A 5515-nucleotide genomic window follows, 5' to 3' on the forward strand; every position below is an offset into this window, starting at 1 on the left:
ATATTGACTCAAATCCAAAGTGATAAAATTATATCCACTTTGTACTCAGTTAATTGATTGGTTCTTTTTTAGTTGAACAAAAAAAGAACCCTTATAATAAGGATTCAACAACAGGTAACAACAAATATATAATAAGACTCCCTTTTTATCATCGTAAATTGACCAAAAAATAAAAATGTGGTATGTTTACAGTAGATTAGATACATATTGAGTCCATATTCAATATGTATAGTATAGTACTTAACTGAATTGCATAAACTAAAAAGACGAGATGCGCTAACATCCCGTCTAGTAACTGCTACCGCAAGGTGGTCGGTTCCTCAAGTTTATTTAGTTCTTTTTCTTTTAGAACTGCCCTTTTGCTTGCCGGCGTTGGGGGCGGTTCTTTTACGTTTATTACTGCGTTTTTTAACAAACTCATTTGCATAAGCTGTCATAAAAACAGTAAAAAGAATTTTTGCAGTATCGTGCAATAAATCTAGTAAAGTATCCATTCGATTCACCTCCTTTCTCTCTAAAATCAAAGAGAAAGGAAAGGAACCTCCCGCCCTCACAATATACAGTTATACTTCTATTTTACCATATGATCAGTAAAGAAAATATAAGATTATCAACTTCAAAATACCTTTCTAAGACTTTCTAATAGAATAGGCAATTTCTCTTCCTTACTCCGAATATTTGATTATTTGCAACCTTATTATTAAAGTACCTCTTGTGTAAGTGATATGACAAACAAAACTAGTTTACCATAATTAATATATGTTAACCTTTCTGTTTTATACCACACCTACCCCATTACCTATTATTTACAATACAAACAAATTTGAAAACGAAACAAAAAAATGACCTTTCAAATTTGATTGTATTCGATTTTGCGAAGGTCGGTAATATGATTCTATGTACAAACACAAAAATCACTGTATAGGCATGTTAGACCCTTTAAAGTGATTATCGATTTTTAAGGCGTAATTTCAAGCTAAAAAAAATCAATTATTCAATATCTTCCTTCACTTCTTTATATAACACGTCCTCGATAAACTTTTTATAGCCTTTATACCCTTTTTTAGCAGCTTTTTTCTTAGCTGCTTCTATTACCTCAATATCAAAATATAAACTCACATGTTGTTTGTTTTTTGTTAATTCATGATTAGATGTATTTTCTATCTTCTGCTTCAACATTTCTACATCAGCTCTTAAATATAATCTCTCGGTTGTTTTACCCTTTGTAATTTCTTTAAAAGGTAATATTCCATCTTTTGCAGCATTGTGTACATAGGTTTTTGATCTACCGAGAAAGTTAGCAGCTTCCTTCAAAGTCAGAGTATCCTTATAGTTTTCAACAAGTCTCTGTACATCCACTGGTTCAAAACGATATCCCCCATCTGCTTTCCAACTACCAGCATTAATAGGTTCAATTTGTTTATACTTAATTAGGTAACTTAGTTGGTTTTTAGTTAGGTTTGTCCTTTCTCGCACCTCTTCAAATGATAAGTAATTCAATATACCACCTCGTTCATATCGGTCATTTAAGTTGTTTCTTTAATTTTCTAAGTTCATATCGCGTTAATCCTGTTTCTTTGACTACTTCCTCCAATGGATATTCTTTGTATTGTAGATATTTAAGTGGATTTTCCATATAGCGCTCGCGCACTTTATTAAATGTACTCTTTTTTGATAAAAGATTCAATCGGTCTCCTTTTGCTCGAATAGCTTTGTAAACTGAACATCCTTTACAATGCTTATAATTTCTTTGTTTTTTATCATTTGGTTGATCCGTATAATTTATTGATAGATTATTCAAAGGGCAAACGAAACAATGGGTATATTCTAAATTAGAAATTTCATTTAAGATTCTTCGCCGTAGCTGTTTCAAAAAACTCCCTCCTATCATTTTGAATTGAAATAATCAAAAAGAAAATTAAACATTTCAATTATATAACACCATTGATGAAACGTTAAGTTTTTATAGTAATATTAAATTTAAACATTTCATTTTATACCACAATAAATAACGGATATTTTGTTCTTTATATGTTTAACAATTTATTACACGCTTTCTATTCTGAAGTTTTGAAGGACACCTATGGCCTGAAACCAATAGATAAATCAAAGTGGATTGAAGAAAAAACTAGCGCAATAAAATTAGGGTCTAATGACGGTTTTAGTGAATTTATTGTCGAGAAGCAAATTGTCCAAATTCAACCGAACGATACAAGGCATTTTGCAATTTGTAGTATGATGATTCAGGGATTTAATCCATTAACTATTGCACGTATGGCCGGTCATCAACATATTGAATCTCAATACCACTATCAAAAGCATATTGAATTTTTTATAGATTCTAAGGCATACGAAGCAATATTATTAAATCGTTTAACAAATGCATCTAGAGATACAAACTATCACTCCACGCTTGCAATAAAGGATCTGATTAATAGGTCTCTAGCACCTGAAGAAATTTTTGAATATAAAGAGGAGGTTGAAATTGGCTATTGCACAGATGAATTAAAACGATGCGAATCAAGACTTTGTATTTTCTGCTCTAAAAATTGGATTCCTCGTGAAGAAATAGAAAGTAATTTCAAAGAAATTATTGAATTAAAAACTGAATACAACAAAAAACTTAAAATTAGAGCCCAAACACTATCGAGGATTTATAAAGATATTAAAATAGAATATAAGTCCTGTAGAATAAACCCTTTAGAACTATCAGAACTGGCTAGAGAATCCAAGTTAACACACGGAGAAATTCATGATTATGCTATGCTTATTTCAAAAATTTTTGAATAAAAAGGTGAGATAATTGAGCAAATCAAAAAATCCCAAAGGCGCTGGCCGTAAAAGAAAATATGACAATCCAGAGGAACAAACTAGATTAAAGAAATTAGTTTATCTTTACAGACAAAAAAATCCTTCTGGAATAATCAGAATCGCTCATTTAGTAAGATTTTCAGAAGAAATGCATAAAATAAAACCGGATGAATTTCCTTCAACATATAATAAAGATGTTTGGGCTAACTGGGGAAGAGAAATAATTAATCTATCAAATGAACCGATTACTATTAAAATCGAGTCCGAATCAGGTAATAATCATGAAATACCCAACTTTTCTGATATTGTTGATAAATATATTTATGATAAACCAAAACTTTTAGAACACCTTTTAACATGTGAGAATTTATTGCATGAGTCACTGACTCAAAATAACGACTTAACATCACGAAATAATATACTCGAAGAGCAATTTAAAGCATTAAAACTGGAAATATCTGAGTTAGAGGAAACTATCAAAAAATATGAAAATATGGCATTAGAAATGGCTCATCATAGTGGTGTTAAAAAATATAGAGTAAAATATGGCTTAAAAAACCAAATATCTGTATCGAAAAATCATAATGCTTTTGATAATCTGGACGACCTTCGTTCATTTCTTGAACCAGAACTAAGTGCAAAAAAAACAAAAGTTGAAAATGAAATTAGAAAAGAAGAAAATATTATGTTGGCAAACTGGAAAAAACTACGTAATTAAATTTAGTAGTTTTGTAATAGGGGTCACCTTACATTACCATCATGTTAAGAAATACATTCTTCCCCAAAACGAAAAAAATGAACTAAATTCTCATAAATAACTGTTGTAGTGATATGAAATTTTCGTTTTGGGGATACTTCAACATATTAACTTGATGGGCATGTATGGTGCCCCCACTATTGGTAACTTTTTCATTACTACTATTCCTCATAAATCTAATATATATATTAGGTTTATGAGATTAATATCCCTGATTAATTGATTGGTGAAGGTTTAAAGTTAGGGTCTAGATTAATCGCTCTAAATAAAAACATCGCCATTTGTTCTCTATTTACATTTGCTGATGGGTTAAAGTTTTTACCTCCAGTCCCACTTGCTATACCGTTACTATACAATGCTTTTACATATTCATTTGCCCAATGACCTTTCATGTCATCAAACTCATAATTTGCCTTTACTTTTAAATTAAATGCTTTTGTTAATACTGATGCAATCTCAGCTCTCGTTGCTGTATTTTTTGGATTGAATTTTCTTTCTGAGTTAACTGAAAATATACCCATTTTAGTTAGAGCTTTTATTTCTTTTTCAAACCAATTTCCATTAATATCAGTAAATGGGTTCTCGTTTGTATCTGCTGGCTTTAGATATCTATACAAAAACGCTGCAAGTTGCTCCCGTGTAACATTATCTGTTGGACCAAAGTATCCATTTCCATATCCAGTCATTATATTCTTTTGTGCCATATATGCAATTTCACTATACGCCCAATGATATCTTGGCACATCTTTAAATGAAAATGGAGTTAAGGTAATATAAGACTGAATGTACTCCTTATTACCATTATAATTTAAAAGGGTATCAACAGGCGTATCGTCCCATGTATCATGTAAAATTAAATCCTTATATTCCTCGTTAATATCAGGTATATATATATGGCTATATCCCACGCCGGTAACAGTATGATTTTGATACATCGGATGATTTCTGGTGTTTATAGTAATAGGCCTTTCTGCATTTATTTCTTTTGTATATTCTTCAAAGGTTGGAGTATCATCATACAATATTTCAGGATTATATCCGGCATTAGCAAAATATTGTTTAAGACCAGGTACCATTCTACTTGTTAGTGTAAAGCCACCTTCAGCTCTACCAGGATATTTCACACCTGGGGTGGTTCCCATGATATCCGCTAGCTGATCAATTATCTGATTATGGTTTTTATTTGAAATCAGATTACCGTATCCATTCTGTCCCCAGTATCCTACAATATTAGCAAAAGCTGTAGGGGTACACCCTCTATACCATGTATAGTCTGGGACATTTTGAATTAACTTTTCCTTATACACCATATCATCATCACTAGTATTGGCATAAGCAATAGATTTAGACACTTTAACCTTTTTCAGTTCCGCTTGTTTTACATCGTCTAGTTTAAATGATTGTTTTCTATGAATATCTGTTATATTACTATCGTCCTTTTTAAAATGTTGAAGCGGACCTGTATAAATTGCTTTTCCTTCTTCAATTTCCTTATAAGGACTAGATCCTTCTCTAGTAGATTCAATAATTGAATTATTTTTTTTCTTGCTATCGGCGATTACATAACCCGAGTCTTGATTTTCCTTATTTACTTGGAATACATACCCTGAAATTTCCCCTTCTAAGTCGTATAAAATTTTCCCTTCATCTACGTTGGCATTTTCCCAATTTTGAAATGTCTGTTTACTTACTCCTTTTACATATCCTATTACTTTTTCTTTTGCTTCTTCTTTGGAAACATTCATTTGTTCTGATTTGCTCTCTGCCTTTGAAATGTTAGGGCTACTTAATAATGCACTACATGAAAGTACACAACTAGTAATAAGTATTGGTAGTTTTTTCACAGTCAATCGCTCCTTTTGAATATAGTAATTTAGGAAACATTCCTAATTTTACCATAGATAAAATTCCAAATAAAGGTTTTAATTGAATTTTATCTATAATTTT

At 31.0% G+C, this 5515-nt stretch carries 6 protein-coding genes; 2 read left to right on the plus strand and 4 right to left on the minus strand.

Annotated elements, in window-relative coordinates; translation table 11 throughout:
• Window positions 1–326: 326 nt before the first annotated feature.
• From V7183_RS24445 to V7183_RS24455, 3 genes are all read right to left on the minus strand, one after another.
• Window positions 327–494 carry a hypothetical protein gene (locus V7183_RS24445; protein WP_335361138.1) on the minus strand — a complete coding sequence of 56 codons (168 nt, stop codon included), beginning with the start codon at window positions 492–494 and terminating at the stop codon, window positions 327–329.
• A 496-nt stretch (window positions 495–990) separates the two neighbouring features.
• Window positions 991–1500 (minus strand): helix-turn-helix domain-containing protein, encoded by a 510-nt coding sequence (locus tag V7183_RS24450; RefSeq protein ID WP_335361139.1) that lies wholly within the window; start codon window positions 1498–1500, stop codon window positions 991–993.
• Between the two features lie 22 nt (window positions 1501–1522).
• Window positions 1523–1873 carry a transposase gene (locus V7183_RS24455; RefSeq protein WP_335361140.1) on the minus strand — a complete coding sequence of 117 codons (351 nt, stop codon included), beginning with the start codon at window positions 1871–1873 and terminating at the stop codon, window positions 1523–1525.
• A gap of 158 nt (window positions 1874–2031) precedes the next feature.
• On the opposite strand from V7183_RS24455, the gene V7183_RS24460 reads away from it, so the two are divergent.
• Together V7183_RS24460 and V7183_RS24465 are read left to right on the plus strand one after the other, a co-directional pair.
• A complete protein-coding gene (locus V7183_RS24460; RefSeq protein ID WP_335361141.1) occupies window positions 2032–2790 on the plus strand; it encodes a hypothetical protein in 759 nt (252 codons plus the stop codon).
• 13 nt (window positions 2791–2803) lie between these two features.
• Window positions 2804–3529 (plus strand): hypothetical protein, encoded by a 726-nt coding sequence (locus tag V7183_RS24465; RefSeq protein ID WP_335361142.1) that lies wholly within the window; start codon window positions 2804–2806, stop codon window positions 3527–3529.
• Window positions 3530–3783: 254 nt separating this feature from the next.
• On the opposite strand, the gene V7183_RS24470 is transcribed toward V7183_RS24465, so the two are convergent.
• Window positions 3784–5412 carry an S-layer homology domain-containing protein gene (locus tag V7183_RS24470; RefSeq protein ID WP_335361143.1) on the minus strand — a complete coding sequence of 543 codons (1629 nt, stop codon included), beginning with the start codon at window positions 5410–5412 and terminating at the stop codon, window positions 3784–3786.
• Window positions 5413–5515: the final 103 nt, after the last annotated feature.

Source organism: Bacillus sp. JJ1127, from assembly GCF_036965845.1.
In the GTDB taxonomy this organism is placed as follows: Bacteria; Bacillota; Bacilli; order Bacillales; family Bacillaceae_G; genus Bacillus_A.